Origin of the sequence: Thermogladius calderae 1633, assembly GCF_000264495.1 — an archaeon.
GTDB lineage: Archaea > Thermoproteota > Thermoprotei_A > Sulfolobales > Desulfurococcaceae > Thermogladius > Thermogladius calderae.
Genome location: NC_017954.1, coordinates 257,251 through 270,831 on the forward strand (window position 1 = coordinate 257,251; position 13,581 = coordinate 270,831).

16 protein-coding genes and 1 tRNA gene are annotated in these 13,581 nt (G+C 51.5%); 5 read left to right on the plus strand and 12 right to left on the minus strand.

The genetic code is table 11. The annotated features are described in order from the left end of the window. Positions 1 to 11: 11 nt before the first annotated feature. From TCELL_RS01385 to TCELL_RS01400, 4 genes are all read right to left on the minus strand, one after another. Complete coding sequence (locus TCELL_RS01385) at positions 12 to 1,820, minus strand: ribosome biogenesis/translation initiation ATPase RLI (protein WP_014736940.1); 1,809 nt, start codon at positions 1,818 to 1,820, stop codon at positions 12 to 14. 112 nt (positions 1,821 to 1,932) lie between these two features. Continuing rightward, positions 1,933 to 2,205 carry a hypothetical protein gene (locus TCELL_RS01390; RefSeq protein ID WP_014736941.1) on the minus strand — a complete coding sequence of 91 codons (273 nt, stop codon included), beginning with the start codon at positions 2,203 to 2,205 and terminating at the stop codon, positions 1,933 to 1,935. 314 nt (positions 2,206 to 2,519) lie between these two features. Continuing rightward, the gene (locus TCELL_RS01395; RefSeq protein ID WP_014736942.1) at positions 2,520 to 2,999 is read right to left on the minus strand and encodes a hypothetical protein; all 480 of its coding nucleotides are present in this window, start codon (positions 2,997 to 2,999) and stop codon (positions 2,520 to 2,522) included. A 47-nt stretch (positions 3,000 to 3,046) separates the two neighbouring features. Then, positions 3,047 to 3,274 (minus strand): 30S ribosomal protein S17e, encoded by a 228-nt coding sequence (locus TCELL_RS01400; protein ID WP_048162879.1) that lies wholly within the window; start codon positions 3,272 to 3,274, stop codon positions 3,047 to 3,049. A 162-nt stretch (positions 3,275 to 3,436) separates the two neighbouring features. Between TCELL_RS01400 and ahcY the strand changes: the two genes are divergently transcribed. Further along, positions 3,437 to 4,696 (plus strand): adenosylhomocysteinase, encoded by a 1,260-nt coding sequence (gene ahcY / locus TCELL_RS01405; RefSeq protein WP_014736944.1) that lies wholly within the window; start codon positions 3,437 to 3,439, stop codon positions 4,694 to 4,696. Positions 4,697 to 4,711: 15 nt separating this feature from the next. Here the strand turns inward: ahcY and TCELL_RS01410 are convergent. After that, positions 4,712 to 4,785 (minus strand) — tRNA-Ile (locus TCELL_RS01410). A 63-nt stretch (positions 4,786 to 4,848) separates the two neighbouring features. Beyond that, positions 4,849 to 5,832, minus strand: coding sequence for a thioredoxin-disulfide reductase (trxB, locus tag TCELL_RS01415; RefSeq protein WP_048162881.1), 984 nt, complete (start codon positions 5,830 to 5,832; stop codon positions 4,849 to 4,851). Positions 5,833 to 5,914: 82 nt separating this feature from the next. Between trxB and TCELL_RS01420 the strand changes: the two genes are divergently transcribed. Continuing rightward, entirely contained in the window at positions 5,915 to 6,865 is a 951-nt protein-coding gene (locus tag TCELL_RS01420; RefSeq protein ID WP_048162883.1) for an aldo/keto reductase, read from the plus strand. On the opposite strand, the gene TCELL_RS01425 is transcribed toward TCELL_RS01420, so the two are convergent. The 6 genes from TCELL_RS01425 to TCELL_RS01450 form a co-directional block, all read right to left on the minus strand. Continuing rightward, positions 6,850 to 7,305: a RecB-family nuclease gene (locus tag TCELL_RS01425; protein ID WP_014736947.1), complete on the minus strand. Its 456-nt coding sequence runs from the start codon at positions 7,303 to 7,305 to the stop codon at positions 6,850 to 6,852. The genes TCELL_RS01420 and TCELL_RS01425 overlap by 16 nt on opposite strands. 81 nt (positions 7,306 to 7,386) lie before the next feature. Continuing rightward, positions 7,387 to 8,355 carry a DNA cytosine methyltransferase gene (locus tag TCELL_RS01430; protein ID WP_014736948.1) on the minus strand — a complete coding sequence of 323 codons (969 nt, stop codon included), beginning with the start codon at positions 8,353 to 8,355 and terminating at the stop codon, positions 7,387 to 7,389. Next, the gene (locus tag TCELL_RS01435) at positions 8,352 to 8,906 is read right to left on the minus strand and encodes a hypothetical protein (RefSeq protein WP_052307197.1); all 555 of its coding nucleotides are present in this window, start codon (positions 8,904 to 8,906) and stop codon (positions 8,352 to 8,354) included. Before TCELL_RS01435 ends, TCELL_RS01430 begins: the two co-directional genes overlap by 4 nt. Next, a complete protein-coding gene (locus TCELL_RS01440) occupies positions 8,854 to 9,429 on the minus strand; it encodes a tRNA (cytidine(56)-2'-O)-methyltransferase (RefSeq protein ID WP_014736950.1) in 576 nt (191 codons plus the stop codon). Before TCELL_RS01440 ends, TCELL_RS01435 begins: the two co-directional genes overlap by 53 nt. 3 nt (positions 9,430 to 9,432) lie before the next feature. Next, entirely contained in the window at positions 9,433 to 10,497 is a 1,065-nt protein-coding gene (hflX, locus tag TCELL_RS01445) for a GTPase HflX (protein WP_014736951.1), read from the minus strand. Next, positions 10,494 to 10,997 carry a multiprotein bridging factor aMBF1 gene (locus TCELL_RS01450; RefSeq protein WP_014736952.1) on the minus strand — a complete coding sequence of 168 codons (504 nt, stop codon included), beginning with the start codon at positions 10,995 to 10,997 and terminating at the stop codon, positions 10,494 to 10,496. Before TCELL_RS01450 ends, hflX begins: the two co-directional genes overlap by 4 nt. Positions 10,998 to 11,097: 100 nt before the next feature. On the opposite strand from TCELL_RS01450, the gene TCELL_RS01455 reads away from it, so the two are divergent. From TCELL_RS01455 to TCELL_RS01465, 3 genes are all read left to right on the plus strand, one after another. Continuing rightward, positions 11,098 to 12,294, plus strand: a complete 1,197-nt coding sequence (locus TCELL_RS01455; RefSeq protein WP_014736953.1) for a proteasome-activating nucleotidase — start codon at positions 11,098 to 11,100, stop codon at positions 12,292 to 12,294. A gap of 74 nt (positions 12,295 to 12,368) precedes the next feature. Then, positions 12,369 to 12,845, plus strand: a complete 477-nt coding sequence (locus TCELL_RS01460; protein WP_014736954.1) for a PUA domain-containing protein — start codon at positions 12,369 to 12,371, stop codon at positions 12,843 to 12,845. Next, on the plus strand, positions 12,842 to 13,579 hold the full coding sequence (locus tag TCELL_RS01465; protein ID WP_014736955.1) for a proteasome assembly chaperone family protein: 738 nt from the start codon (positions 12,842 to 12,844) through the stop codon (positions 13,577 to 13,579). The genes TCELL_RS01460 and TCELL_RS01465 overlap by 4 nt, the downstream gene beginning before the upstream one ends. Positions 13,580 to 13,581 lie beyond the last annotated feature (2 nt).

Below are 13,581 nucleotides of genomic sequence, written 5' to 3' on the forward strand. Positions count from 1 at the left end.
ACTTGTTTAAATTAGTCTGGCAGGTAGTACTCGCCTCTGGTTTTCTGCTCCCTGTCGAGGTAGGAACCCGGCTTGTTTATCCTGGGCCTACCAGTCTCCGGGTCTCTTCTAACAGTTACATCAAGTTGCTTAAGGAGGTTGTTGAAGCCAGTCCTGATATCAGACGGCCTTAACGCGACGCCTTCAACGCTAGGCTTACCCGTGAATACCATAATCTTGTCGCTCACGTAGTTCTGGAACAGGAGGTCGTGTTCGACCACTATAGCGGCCTTCCTCTTCTCCTCGACCACCCTCCTTATCAGCCTAGCAACACTGACCCTCTCCTCGACGTCTAAGTACGCGGACGGCTCGTCTAGCAGGTAGACGTCGGCTTCTCTAGCCAGCGTAACGGCCACGGCCAGTTTTTGTAGTTCTCCCCCACTCAGCTCTGTCACCTTCCTGTCTAGCATCTTGTTCAAGCCCAATCTCCTTGTCAACTCGTCGTAGAGCCAGCTAGTGGGGTCTACAGCGTCCTTACTAGCGTCTGCCAGGTTCTCCTTAACGGTCTCAAAGCGGAATATAGAGGGAGAGACTTCCTGGGGCTTATAGCTAATCTTATCAGTACCTATGAGGATCTCCCCTTCGTCCGGTTTAACCACGTCCGCGAGCATGTTTATGAAAGTAGACTTACCTATCCCGTTCGGGCCGAGTATCCCTAGTACTTCTCCGGGGTGCATCTCGCCTTCCTCAACGCTGAGTCTGAAGCCGCTACTCGGGTAGACCTTGTAGAGGTTACTCCACTTGAGTATAGGATACTCCTCGGGCAGCTTACTTCTGTCAGCTACTGTTACCCTGAACCTGATCTGCTCCTTCCTGATCCTAACGTTCTCCGCTGGCAGGTAGCCCTCCAGGTAGAAGTTGATACCGTTCCTAACGCCGTACGGCTTGCTCACTATACCGTACACCCCGGGCTCACCGTACAAGACCGCTACGTAGTCGCTCACGTAGTCGAGTATCATGAGGTCGTGTTCGACCACCATGACGTAGACCTTCGACGGGTTTAGGAACTCCCTGATAGCAGAGGCCACTCTTACCCTCTCTCTGACGTCCAAGTACGAGAAGGGCTCGTCGAAGAAGTACGCGTCGGCGTTCTTGACCAGGACAGCCGAAATAAGGAACTTTTGTAGCTCGCCGCCGCTAAGGTCTCTAACGTTCCTGTCCATAACCCCAGAGAGCCCCATCTTATCGGCGAGCTCCCTGAACAAACCTCTCTCGTCGGCCTTCTCTAGGAGTTCCCTGACACTTCCCTTCAGTACCCTTCTCGCCGCCTCTATGTACTGTGGTTTAACGGCGGCTCTAAGATTGCCGTTGGCGAGTTTTTGGAGATAGGCGTTTATCTCAGTACCTCGAAACGTCCTCAGTATCTCGTTCCAGTCGGGGGGGTTGGAGTAGTTCCCCAGGTTAGGCTTCACCTGGCCGGACAGTATCTTAACGCTCGTCGTCTTCCCGCTACCGTTCCTCCCGATAACCCCGAGTATCCCGCCGAGTGTTAGTGGTGGTAGCCCGTACAACTTGAACATGTTCTCGCCGTACCTGTGTACAGTAAACTTCTCCAGCTCGTCGGGTAGGTTCACAATGGAGAGAGCGTTAAACGGGCACTTCCTCACACATATACCGCACCCTATACACGTTACCTCGTTTATTACAACGTGTTTACCGTCCTGGCTCAGCTCTATAGCCTTTACTTTCTTGCCCCTGTTAACCGGGCAAAACCTTATACACTCCAGCGTGCACTTGTCGGGTTTGCAGAAGGCCCTGTCTACTATTGCTACTCTGACCAACGGCTCTCACCCTAATCGCTTATTAGCGAGTTAAGCATGATCCAAGTCTGATAGTAAGGAACACGGGTTTAATATGATGAGTGGTGACGGCTCGGATAAGTGAAGAGTCGCGCTAGTCTGACTCCTCTTCCTCGACTTCCTCCTCCCTCATGCTCTCGAGTAAAACCTCGTAGTACTCCTGTAACATCTCCCTCTCATCGGGCGTCAGAGCCGTGGCCTTAGCCTCGGTAGCCTTAGCTGTAATCGTCCTCTTACTGGAATCCACGACGTACTTGATACCGTACTTCTCGAGGTCTTTCTGCGAAGCCCTCTCTTCGTAGCCGCACCTAGGGCACTTCAATACGTAGTACTCCTCTTTTCCCTCTCTCTTCTTAATAGGCATCATTGTTGCGCCGCATCTAGGACAGAACTTGACCAAGCCTTACACCTAACGTTAGTTAATCTTCTATCACTTACTTAAGGAACCTTATTAAATGCTATCACCGGCAGTTGCGTTGGACTCCATCGAGCTGTTGCACGTACAGCACGCCCTCATTTTTACGACTTTCTCGCCGAACCGTTTTACTTAAATATCCTTACTCCACAAATACTTCTAAGACGTAAGGTGGAAGACATGTTGTGGCTCGAGGAAGAGTGGGAAGAGTGGGAGGAAGAAGAAGAGGAGTGGGAAGAGGAGGAGTGGGAAGAGGAGTGGTGAGCCTACAAGAGATCTAGCACAACAGCAACGTTTTTTACAATGTTCGTGATGTCCTTTGCGAAATCGGTCTCATGGATCTCGTAGTCCGAGCAGTTTGGGGGCCTAGGGAAACCACCTGTAGCCGCAACTATGAAATAACGCTCTGACTGCGAGTAGGAGACTCTAAGGTTCTCTAGTAGGTCCTTCAACTGCTTAAAGCCTGTAACCAGTGTAGCGAGTAGTAGACCCTTGTGCCTTATACGTGTGAGCAGGTTTTTGTTCATGTAGTAGTGCGCTACCCCTTGAATCAACTGTACGTCGCTCTCGATTAGTTTAGAAGGGATTAGAGCCACAGGTAGGTCTGGTGCTAGACCTAAGTCTTGGAGCTCTGCGTCTACGTCCTTGTTTTTCTTCCAGCATTGGTAGATCCGCGCTTCAAACTCCTTACCGAAATACCTAACTAGCAGGATACCGGGCTTTGGGGAGTAGACCTCGAATACCATTAACACAACCTAGGCTGAGCAAATAATACCGAAGTCTCTAGCCTGCTTTACGAGACAGGCTCTTCGACGGTTTCTACCCTCTTTTCTCTACTCCTTACAGCCACGAGGTGAGTTATGTAGCCTGCGATCTGGTTTCTCAGCTTTTTGGACCTTGTAGAGATGAGCTTCGACACAACTTGCTTATTGGACTCGAAGTCCCGTGTGAACAACTGAGGGTAGCTGTCCAGAAGCTGCCTAGCCACCCTCTTCACCAGCCTTATCCTGACTTTCCCCACGCTGAGCACCTCTCCTCAGGTACTGTCTAACAGGGAATACGTTAGGGTGTTTTAAATTTTAAAGCAAGAGCCGATGACCCTTTGAAACCCCGGCCAACCAGGGTGTTATACGCGATTCATTAATATTCACCGGGTTGCATAATGAAGTCCCGGTGTTCCGGTTTGAAAGGCAGAGTCAAGGACTTGAGTCTAGCCGAGCAGGGCAGGCTAAAGCTCGAGTGGGCAATGAAGCACATGCCTGTCCTGATGAGACTCAGAGAGGAGGGTAGGGATAAGAGACCCCTAGCAGGTCTGAGGATAGGAGCGGTTCTCCACGTTACCAAGGAGACCGGGGTTTTAATGATGGCCTTGAAAGACTCCGGTGCCGAGGAGGTGGTCTTGGCCGCCAGCAACCCGTTGTCCACACAAGACGACGTGGCGGCCGCTCTCGTAGAGTACGGCATAAGAGTGTACGCCTGGAGAGGCCAGTCTAGTGAAGAGTACTACTGGTGTATAAGGCAGGTGGCCGAGAGCAGACCGGACATTGTTCTAGACGACGGCGGAGACCTCCACGCTATGCTCCACAGCGAGTACAAGAAGCTGGCGGGCGAGATAACGGGAGGCACCGAGGAGACGACTACCGGTGTTATAAGATTAAAGTCGCTCGAGAGAGAAGGGCTCTTACTATACCCCGTCGTGGCCGTGAACAACGCGTACACCAAGTTCTTGTTCGACAACCGCTATGGCACTGGTCAGAGCACTTTTGACGGGATAATGAGGGCGACCAACATCCTAGTGGCGGGGAAGAACGTCGTTGTCGCAGGCTATGGTTGGGTCGGTAAAGGGATCGCGCTGAGGGCGAGAGGGTTGGGGGCTAGGAGAGTCATAGTAACGGAGGTCGACCCTATTAGAGCGCTCGAGGCGGTGTTCGACGGCTTCGAGGTTATGCCCATGTCCGAGGCGGCTGGTATAGGGGACATATTCGTGACAGCCACAGGCAACAAGGCTGTTATAAGGAGAGAGCACTTCGAGAAGATGAAGGACGGAGCCATCTTGGCAAACGCCGGTCACTTCAACGTCGAAGTATGGATACCAGACCTGGAGAGCTTGTCGGTCAGGAAGAGAGTGATCAGGGAGAACGTGACAGAGTACACTCTACGAGACGGGCGTAAGCTGTACTTGTTGGCCGAGGGAAGGCTTGTCAATCTAGTAGCGGCAGAGGGGCACCCGAGCGAGGTGATGGACATGAGCTTCGCGAACCAATACCTCGCTGTGAAGTACCTACACGAGAACAAGGGGAGACTCGAGAAGAAGGTCTACAACCCGCCGAGAGAGCTAGACGAGATGGTGGCCAGGCTAAAACTAGAGACCATGGGTATCAAGATAGACGAGCTAACCCCCGAGCAAGCGGAGTACTTGAAGTCCTGGTCGTATGGAACCTAGAGAACGTGAAAGAGGTGGGCCCGGGGGGATTCGAACCCCCGACCACCCGGTTATGAGCCGGGCGCTCTACCGGGCTGAGCTACGGGCCCACGGTTCTAATCAATCAAAGTATTTATTCGGGGTTTAATAGCTTTAAATCCGTTGCCCTCTACTCACGTTTTCTTCACTGACAAGATGTACTTGAACGCAGCGTCAGCCGCTATAGCCCCGTCGGCGGCAGCGGTTATTATCTGCTCGAACCTGTACTTGTAGGGCCCACCAGCCGCGTCGCCGGCCACGAACACGCCTTCCAAGTTTGTCGACCTGTCAACTTTGACGACAGCATGCCCTGTTTCGTCTACCTCTAGCCCGATCTTCTCGAAGAACTCGCGTGGGGGCTTTAACCCTATCTCGACGAAGACCCCGTCTACCTCGATCACTTTCTCCTCTCCGGTAGCCCTGTTCTCTATTCTCACCGCGCGTACACGAGTGTCACCAATTATCTCTTTAACTACGCTGTTCTTCAAGATCTCTATCTTAGGGTTGTTCATGGCCTTCTCCACATAAACCTTGAAAGCCCTGAACTCGTCTCTCCTGTGGATTATGTATACCTTTGAGGCCAGCGAGGCGAGGTATATCGCTGACGTCAGCGCCGAGTTACCCCCACCAACCACTGCCACGACCTTGTCCTTGAACAAAGGGCCGTCGCACGTGGCGCAGTAGGACACTCCTCTACCACTGAACTCCTCCTCTCCCTTCACGTTAAGCTTCCTCTTCTCGCTACCCACCGCTATAATCACGGCGTACCCGCACAGCTCTTTCTCACTGACCGTCTTTACACACCATAGCTTGTCCTTCCTGTACATGTCTACGACTTCGTCTTGAATGATCGGGACGTTGTACTTCTTCACGTGGTTAACAAACTTGTTTACTAGCTCTTCTCCCGGTATGTCGGGTAGTCCGGGGTAGTCGTCGACGATAGTCGCCTCGGTAACGTATCCGCCCACTAGTTTTGTTACAACCACGGTCTTTAGTTCGTACCTAGCCGAGTAGAGAGCAGCCGTTAAACCGGCGGGGCCCCCGCCTACGACCACAACGTCGTACACCTCTTCTCTAGTGGGTGCTTTAATGGGCACGATCTTGAGCTTGAAGCTCATGTTAAGCACCTCTTTGTCTTAACATGAGAGAAGAGTGGTTTAAAGCTTGATTTAGGATTAATACGACATGGTGCTAGTCCTCATGGAGTACGTGGAACTCGGCTGGAGCGACCTTAAAATATCCAGGGTAGGCCTCGGCACGTGGCAGTTCAGCGAGACCTGGGGGCTCGTCGACTACGAGAAAGCAAAAGCGGTAGTAGCTAAGGCTATAGAGCTTGGCATAAACTTCTTCGACACGGCCATGGTATACGGGAGAGGCATGAGCGAGACGTTCCTAGGCAAGGCCCTTAAAGAACTTGGCGCTAAGAGGGACGACGTGGTGATAGCGACAAAAATTCCTGGAGAGTTTTTACAACCTGAAGACGTGTTTAAGGCTGTGGACAGGTCGCTTAAGAGACTAGAAGTCTCATACATCGACTTACTCCAGATACACCACCCGCCTACCCACCACAACTTCCCGACCTCAAAGTACGCTAAGGCCCTCGAGAGGCTCGTGGTACAGGGGGTTGTAAGGTACCTCGGTGTCAGCAACTACCCGTTAGCACTGATAGAGGACCTCAGGTCTAGCTTGTCGGTAACGGACATCGTGAGCATGCAGTATAGGTTCAACCTCGTCGAGAGGTGGTCCGAGGAGGAGCTGATACCCTACGCCGAGGCAAACGACCTGACATTCATCCCCTGGAGCCCGCTCGCTAAAGGCGCGCTCTCGGGCAAGTACAACTCGGAGAACATCAAGCAGTTCACAGACTTGAGGAAGAACGAGCCGGTCTTCTACGAGGAGAACTTCGTGAAGGTAATGCCTCTTGTCAACCTCTTAATCGAAATAGGTAAGAAGTACGGTAAAACACCATCCCAGGTAGCCCTGAACTGGTTGATCAACTACAGTCCGGTTATCGTGCCAATACCAGGCGCTAAGACCCCTGAACAGGTCGCAGAGAACGCGGGGGCTGTTGGCTGGAAGCTCAGTTACGAGGACTGGAGGACCATCGACGAGTTGAGTAGGAGTATAAAGATCACCTACGTGACCTGGTAGAATACTTTATACATGAATATAGACAGCAAGGCTAATGCTGGTAGTTGAGAAGGGACGTCCTTTAACCTGACGAGCTTCAGCCCGGTCAGCTCTTTTTTGCTCGGCTCGCTTTCACCCGACGGGAATACTATCAGCAGGTTTCCGTTCTGGACTTGGCGTATCTGGGGCGCGTCTAGTTCGGCTCCTTCATCGCTATAAAAGTACGCTTCGCTTGGTCTTAGGAGCTCTAGCGCGTCGCCGAGCTCGGGGAAGACCATGAAAGGCTTGTTAAGCTTAACCGATACCTTGAACGCCTCGGGAATCCCTATTTGGGCGGCTGCCCCAATAGGCTTGACTATAACGGGCGCTATCTGTGCTTTTTGCGAAAACGCGTAGACCGTCTTCACGAAGTCGACCACTCTCTGAACACTCGTGGGACTGTACAGTCCTACGTAGACCATCGCCAACCCCGAGCTACCTCCGCATCTCTTGTTTACCTGGAAAATCATGTGTTAGTTGTTTTTAATAATCTGCCGTGCTTCTTATAGCTCCCGGAGTATGTCATAGACGAACAGGGCGATCGCCCTGGATAACGGGATTGGTACGGCCTCGCCTACCTGGTTGTACTGCTCGTCTCTACCCCCGTAGAAGACGAAGTGGTCTGGAAACCCCATAAGCCTCGCCTGCTCTCTTACGGTCAACAGCCTGTTCTCGAAGGGGTGTATGAAGCGAGAAGAGCCGAGAACCGTCGGGGCGATCTCGTAGGGGTCGAGCCTGATTAAGTTGGGAATCTCTCCCACAGCGCCCTGAAAGTAGATGAGGGCCTTACCGTGCTTCAGTTTCGCCACTTTTTTAAGTTTCCTCCAGCTCAGCTCAGGGGGCGGGTCGTGGTTTGGGAGAGAACTTCCGGGCGGCGGCATCCCTCTCAGCGCGTCTATAACTCTCACCTTTTCGTTCGACTTCGGGGGTTTTATCTCGACGTTCGATATGAAGACCCTCCGCCTCCTACTCGGGTTAGAGTAGTCCTCGGCGTTCAGTACATTGAAATATAACTTGTGATAACCAATACGCTTAAACTCGCGAGTTAAGGCCTCTCTCAGACCGCCCTCCATTATCGCAGGCACGTTCTCCATTATGAAGACTCTCGGCTTCAACAACCCGACAATCCTTATGAAATGTAGAGTTAGTTGTCCCTGGGGGTCGACGTACAGTCGGTTAATCGGGTCTCTCTCCCTCCTCGGGTTGGCACCAGTGAATGGCTCACATGGCGGGCTACCAATGACGAGGGGGACTTCCAGATCCCCGAGCACGTTTTTCAGCGTTGGGTAGTCTACGTCTTTGATGTCCTCTACTAGGACCACAGGGTCCGGTATGTTAGCCTTGTAAGTTAGGGCTGCGGGCTTGAAGTTGTCTACTGCTAGAACTGGTTTGTAGAGCCCCGTCTCGTAGAAGCCCCAGGCGAACCCTCCCGCCCCAGAGAATAGGTCGACGAATTCTACTTTATGTCTCAAAATCCATCACTGTGTATGTAGTCCAGGAGTTTGTCGAGAGACTTTAGCTTCTCTCTCAGAAGGGCGAGCTCGCCTTCCTTGTCTACTTCCATTAACAGGGAGTTGTCGTTGGGACAGTGAAAGTCGTTTATGAGGGCCTCCTCGTATCTGAACCTCCTGTGGCATGTCGGGCAAATGAAAAAGGTGTTCTCCTCGAGCTCTCTTATTCTGGTCGTCAGCTTCTCCTTAGACTTTCTCAGCCTTGAGATTATGAAATTGGCTAGCGCCTCTCTGTTTAATACCCACCCGTGCAAAACCTTGTCTTTGTCTTTTACCTTGACCGGTACAACTACAGCCTCGTCTGACAGCTTCTGGAGTATCTTCCTCACTATGTTCGACTTTGTGTTCAGGTCTTTACCAGCCGTCTCCTCGATTATCAAGCCGTTGTTCGCCAGCATGAACTCCAGTATTTTCCTGCCCTCCTCGCCCATCATCTTCTCGACTATCAAAATCGTTATTTCAACGAGCTTGTCCTCCCTGGGCGCCCCGCTCACGGCTCTCTCTGTCGCCAATTCTTAACACCTTTTTGCCTCTAGGGGTCGGTACTACTGTTAGTTTTGCTCCACTAAATTTCCTATGTAGTTCTTCTCCCTTATAATACCTATCTAGGAACACGGCGAGTGCGGCGACCTCGGAGTGCGGCTGGTGACCTATAGCCACGTTGTAGTCGGCAAGCTCGTAGAATATTCTTGGGACTTTCTCGGCGCCTACCACGACCAACAGGTCTTTACCCGACCCCCTGATCTCGTCTATAACGTTGTCGACGTGTAAACCGTACATTGTCAAATGAACTACAATCCCCCGTGACTTCCACTTCTTAACGTACTCAACAGAGTTCACGCCCATGATGACTTCAAAAGGGCCGCCCCACAGATCCACTACTTTTCTAAGAGACCTCGCAACACTTTCGTCTACAACGTCACCAATAACTATCCCGTTAGCCCCGAAAGACCTCGCGACAAGACCCACGTGCGTAGTGACTCTTTTGTCTCTCCCGGGCCTGTGGCCTAGTCTCAGCACGTAGATCTCGACCATTTCTCACGTACCTTTAAAGACACCCACTATCTCGCGCTTAAGAGCGTCCAAGTTGATTCTTTTCTCGGCCGAGATAGGAACAATCCTGGTCGCATTCACCGCCGATTTAGACAGCTCTCTAACTAGCTCTTCAACCCCGTTTACGTTGATTAGGTCTATCTTGTTCAAAGCAATAATGATAGGCTTACCGTGGACGCCTATATCGTTGAATATTTTCAATGAGGAGTCAACTTCGCTAATAACTCTCTTTAAAGGCTTTGATGAGTCCACGACAAGGACGATCAAGTCGGCGGCTGTTACCTCTTCGAGTGTTGCGTAGAACGCCTCGGTGATCTCGGGCGGCAGATCCCTTATGAAACCGACGGTATCCGTCACAACCATGTGAACCCCGTCAATATCCAGTTTCGCGGTCTTCGGGCTCAGAGTGGTGAAAGGTTCGGGTCCTACGGGCATGTTCTTCCCGGTTAAGGCGTTGAATAGAGTGGTCTTACCAGCACACGTATAGCCTGCAATCGCTACGTGGGGGACTCCCTCTCTTACCCTCCTCTCTCTCCTGACCTCTCTCACCCTCCTGATCTCCTCGATCTCTCTTCTTATACGGCCCTCCCTTCTTCTGAGAAAAGTGTAATACTTCTCGTAGCCGTACCTGCCAGGTCCAAGATACCCGGCTAGCTCGCCCAGCTTGGACTTCCTGATGAAGTCTCTCACGAGTGGGAGCATGTGTTTGATCCTCGCGAGCTCTATCTGTAGGAGAGCCTCTCTACTGCCGGCGTGTTGAGCGAATACCTCGAGTATTAGTAGAACTCTGTCGACAACCTCCGTCTTCACCTCTCTAAGTATGTTCGTCACCTGGCTTGGCCTCAGTATGTCCATGACCACGAGCTTGTCGGGCGGGTTCTCTGCTAGTTCCTTGAGCTTGTCTTGTTGAATGTAAGTCCTAGGGTTGGGCCTCTTGACGAAGTGGACCTGGTCTACGACTCCATAGACAGTCTTGACGAGGCTCAGCTCTTCATCAACGAAGTCGCGGTATTTACTGGGTATAAAGACGGCTACTTTCCCCGTCTTCACTTCTTGCTCACTCTAATGAGGTCACCTACGGTAAAGTAGTCTTCATCCCCCTTTCCTGTTTGCAACGGCTCCTCGGCAGTTCTCTCGATCAATTTGATACCCAGCACCTTCTCCAGTCTCCTGGCTAGTTCTAAGCTGGGTTTAAGCCTGCCCGACTCTATTCTCTTAATAGTGTTCTCGCTCTCTTTTATCTTAGAGGCTAGCACAGCCTGCGTCCAGCCGAGTCTCTCGCGAGCCTCCCTGATCCTCTTGGCATAGTCCTCTACGATCTCGAACTCCTCTCCAAACCCTCTACTAGCCCCTGTCACAACTCTCTTACTCTGGGAAGTAACGACCAGCGGCTTCTTACTCTCTTCAACATAGGGTTTTGCCTTACCACTACTGACAAGCTTGCGGTAGCAGTCGGGGCAGACATGTAAGATAGAGCCCTCGATAACGACCTTTCTGCAGTCTCTCTCATTTAGTACTTCTCTCCCGCATATCTCGCAGTAACAAGGCATTTAGATAACCTTAAGACTTCTCTCCCTGAAGGCTCTTAAATACTATTGAGTCCGGGTTTTAAAGACCTTCTTAAAACCGATAAAAGGAAAGGGAATTTTCATGCTTAGTGAAGACGTTCGAGAAGACGCTACAGAAGCCAGGCTACCCGATGAAGACTATATTCGCTACCTAGAGAGCAGGTTAAAGCAACTGGAGAGCGAAGTCAAGAAGCTCAGTATGAAGGTCAATTACTACAAAGCTGAGATCGAGAGGCTATTGGCTCCCCCCCTGATAGAAGGCGTTCTCTTGTATTTGATCGATGGAAACAAAGCCGTCGTAAGGAGCACTACTGGCCCCAACCTTATCGTCCACATCTCGGAGAACGTGCCCCGTGAGAGGCTTGTTCCCGGCGCACGTGTTGCCTTAAACCAGAGAGGCTCGACGATAGTGGATGTCCTCCCCGAGTACGAGGACCCATACGTGCAGTCCTTCGAGGTAATCGAGAGACCAGAGGTGACCTACAACGACATAGGCGGTCTAAAAGAGCAGATCAGAGAGTTGAGAGAAGTCGTTGAGCTACCGTTGAAAAACCCTGACTTGTTTAGAGAAGTAGGAATAGAGCCCCCGAAAGGAGTCCTACTCTACGGTCCACCCGGGTGCGGTAAGACCCTCCTAGCTAAGGCCGTAGCTAGAGAGGCGGAGGCGGCATTCATCAGTATTGTAGGTAGCGAGCTCGTACAGAAGTTCATAGGGGAGGGAGCCAGGATCGTCAAAGAAGTATTCAGTATGGCTAGGAAAAAGGCTCCCGCTATAGTCTTCATAGACGAGATAGACGCGATTGCGGCTAAGAGAATAGACATCGGTACTAGCGGGGAGAGGGAGGTTCAGAGAACCCTGATGCAGTTGCTGGCAGAGATAGACGGCTTTAGGCCCCTAGACAGGGTCAAGGTGATAGCGGCAACGAACAGAATCGACGTACTAGACCCCGCTATACTCAGACCAGGCCGGCTAGACAGGCTTATAGAAATCCCGTTGCCCGACAAGCAGGGGAGATACGAGATTTTCAAAGTTCACACGAGAAGGATGAAACTAGCAGACGACGTCGACTTACACGAGCTGGCGAGCAAGACCGAGGGCTTGTCTGGAGCCGAGATCAAGGCGATCGTAACGGAGGCCGGCTACAACGCTATCAGGTCGGGTAGGAAGTTTGTAACGAGGGAAGACTTCGAACTCGCAGTGAAGAAGATCGCGGCGAAGAAGAACGTTAGGAGGGGTATTGTAGAGGAGAGGAACAACAGCATCCACGTTATCTTCTGAGAACCGTACAACTGAAGTTTTTAACAGGAACTAAAACGATCCTTAAATCATCATAGTACCTAACGTGACGGCTCATGATCAGAAGGAGGCTTAGCGACCAGGAACTAGAGGAGTTGAGGTACATAGCCGCCTTACAGTTCGGAGTGAGCGGCGAGTTCATTCCTGAGGAAGCCAAGGGCGAGTTTAGTAAAAACACCTTGAAGCTTAGGAGGGTGATCGTCGACGATAAACCTTACCTGTCCGTCAGAGCCTCGGACTACAGGTTTAACCTCCACATTCCTTCAGGACTGGTTTTAAACCGGCTACTCCCACACCCCCGCTTACGGGTTTACGTAATGGAGAGGTACTCGGAGTTTGTGGCCAGAGGTGGTAATGTGTTCTGTAAACACGTGATGATGGCCGATCCCGATATAAGGCCTGAGGATGAGGTCTTGGTCGTCGACGAGAAAGGCAATCTACTGGCAGTTGGTCGCGCGGTTAAGCCTGGCTGGGAGATGGTTTTTTATAAGTGGGGTGAAGCAGTTAGAATAAGGCAGGGTGTTCGGGAGTGAATATCGTACTGTTTGATAACATAGCCGACGAAGACCTGCAGGACTCGATATTCATAACGGGTTTCCAAGGGTTCGGCATGGTGGGTTATTTGACAAGCAGACACCTTGTTTTAGAGTTGAAGTTGAAGAGGATAGGCTTCGTTAAGACGAAGTACTACCCGGAGACCACCATATACACGAGGGAGATAGGTGTAATCTACCCGTTCGAGCTGTACTACGGCGTTGTGAATGGTAAAAAGCTCCTTGTGCTCTTGAACAACGGGACACCGATTATACGTGATAGGACTAACTACGCTGACCTGGTCGCCAGGTGGGTTAAGGAAAAGAAGGTATCGTCCGCAATACTCGTAGGAGGCTTGGACCCTAGCCTCAGAGAAAGCGAGGAAGAGAAGTACAGGTGGATCCCTGTAGGCGGCTACGAGGGTAAGCTAAACGCGCAACTACTCGAAAACAGGCATATTATCGGGCCTCTAGCCCTCTTGATAATGTTCATGGACGCTTACAAGGTACCTGGTGTAGCAATCTTCGCCTTTACAGAGCTCTACAGACCAGACCCGAGGGCTAGCGCGGCCGCTGTTGAGGTCATAGGCGAGATGCTAGGTTTCAAGATTGACACTACGAGGCTACTCGAAGAGGCTAAGATCATAGAGTCGATCGAGGCGGAGCGAGAGAGGATGTTAAAGACGATCGAGATGGAGGAGTCGGAGAGGAAGGGCCACCCAATATACCTGTAAAC

Coding starts and splice junctions, on each gene's coding strand:
- TCELL_RS01390 (WP_014736941.1), bottom strand. CDS start 2,205: ATGATGCCTATTAAGAAGAGAGAGGGAAAAGAGGAGTACTACGTATTG.
- TCELL_RS01395 (WP_014736942.1), bottom strand. CDS start 2,999: ATGGTATTCGAGGTCTACTCCCCAAAGCCCGGTATCCTGCTAGTTAGG.
- trxB (WP_048162881.1), bottom strand. CDS start 5,832: ATGAGCTTCAAGCTCAAGATCGTGCCCATTAAAGCACCCACTAGAGAA.
- TCELL_RS01420 (WP_048162883.1), top strand. CDS start 5,915: ATGGAGTACGTGGAACTCGGCTGGAGCGACCTTAAAATATCCAGGGTA.
- TCELL_RS01425 (WP_014736947.1), bottom strand. CDS start 7,305: ATGGTCTACGTAGGACTGTACAGTCCCACGAGTGTTCAGAGAGTGGTC.
- TCELL_RS01440 (WP_014736950.1), bottom strand. CDS start 9,429: ATGGTCGAGATCTACGTGCTGAGACTAGGCCACAGGCCCGGGAGAGAC.
- TCELL_RS01450 (WP_014736952.1), bottom strand. CDS start 10,997: ATGCCTTGTTACTGCGAGATATGCGGGAGAGAAGTACTAAATGAGAGA.
- TCELL_RS01455 (WP_014736953.1), top strand. CDS start 11,098: ATGCTTAGTGAAGACGTTCGAGAAGACGCTACAGAAGCCAGGCTACCC.
- TCELL_RS01460 (WP_014736954.1), top strand. CDS start 12,369: ATGATCAGAAGGAGGCTTAGCGACCAGGAACTAGAGGAGTTGAGGTAC.